The following is a 1,541-nucleotide window of genomic DNA, read 5'->3' on the forward strand; positions in this document are numbered from 1 at the left end:
CGTCCGCCAACAGCGCTGCTGGATGCACAATTTCATGTTTAAGGAGTTCATCGGGCATTGTTTGTAACTCGTCACTGAACTGCATAACAGCACACGTATCGGAACTGCCATTACCGAAAATGGTCCGTCCCTGTAAATTCTAAAGCGGTCTTCAAAAAACCTCTGCCACCATGCAGCGATGTGCAGCAAACTTGAAATACATTTCTAAGAAGTGCTTGTTTCGACAAATCAGTCGCCTCAAGCGTAGATTTCAATACCTGACTGAGACAGGAACGAAGAGACCGCTATGAAGATCAAGCTACCGCTATTTACAGTTGCTACCTGCATCCCCAAGGGAGCGCGAACGGAAAAGGAACGTGTCTTCGGCGAATGGGTCAGCATCGACATCCAATCACCATTGCTAGAGGATGCTCCCGTCGCGGTCCGAGTCTATTCGGAAGACGGTGAGACGGAGTTCGAGACAAGGTGGTTCGACGGGTCTCATTGGTACGAAACAGACTTGACCGCCATCAACCTGAAGCAGATCGGAAACCCCAACATCGAATTCAGGATCCCGAGCAAGGTCAGCGGCGATGAGCAGTGGCAAAAGAATTACGAGAAGCTCCAGAAAGGAGAGATGATGCCATTCGTTTCGGAGGAAATGAAGGCGATCTCGAGCTTCAACACGAAAGAGACCAGGGAAGACCTGCTGAAACGAGCGGACGACTTGGCGGTGATCGGCGGAAAGCTCTGGCAACGGGGAGGAGACCCAGTCTACTGCATCGAAACGGCGTACTCGAGGCCTCTCGTCGTAAATTCCGAAGTCATCGAAGACCAGTATCTGCGACCGTACAGCTTCTTCCGTGTCGACACGGACCGGGAACATGTCGTTGAATTCTCATCCATCGACCCGGGTAGACATGAGCGCATGGAGGAACTCCTTCCTCATGTGGAATGCCTAATCCCTGAAAGCCTAACACTGGACATCGAGTCCATGGATTTCAAACGGCATACGGAACGAGCCATGAACAGTTGCCTGGCAACGATCCGGAATCATATCGAAAGCAAACACAAATACTCTCCGGACTGGAGGAATTTGCCCCTCGAAGAGACCAGGCTCATCACCGAGATCTGCATGGAGCTCACCGCGATCGAAAACAAGAACCCAGAAGCCTCGCTTGAAACAGTAGCGGACATAATGGCGGAACTAGCACCGCTATATCAGAACAACCATACAGGGCACTACGAAGTGCTCGTACAACTCGCACTGAGATACAAGGAACGTCCGATCCAGATGAATGACGACGATTTCAACAAGATGCATGGGCTAACCAAGTGAGGTCAAACGGACGCACTTAACCCATTGCGCGAAGGAAGGAGATACGCAGGCGCTTCCGGCTCCAAGGAAGGCAAGGCACCGAGTGCATAGTGCGGCAATGGGAACATCTCGAAACCCAAAAGATCGAGCCCGGCCGGTAGTTCGGTGCGCCGGGTCTTGATTTCGGAAAACAGCCCCTTGGTGGCCTTGCCTATTTAACGTCTTCCCCGCCCTGAAGGACGGG

General features: G+C 52.1%; 1 protein-coding gene. It reads left to right on the forward strand.

Going from position 1 to position 1,541, the window contains the following annotated elements:
- The first annotated feature begins 286 nt into the window (after positions 1-286).
- Entirely contained in the window at positions 287-1,318 is a 1,032-nt protein-coding gene (locus E1297_RS01940; protein WP_155133211.1) for a hypothetical protein, read from the forward strand.
- Positions 1,319-1,541: the final 223 nt, after the last annotated feature.

The organism is Roseibium sp. RKSG952 (assembly GCF_009711355.1).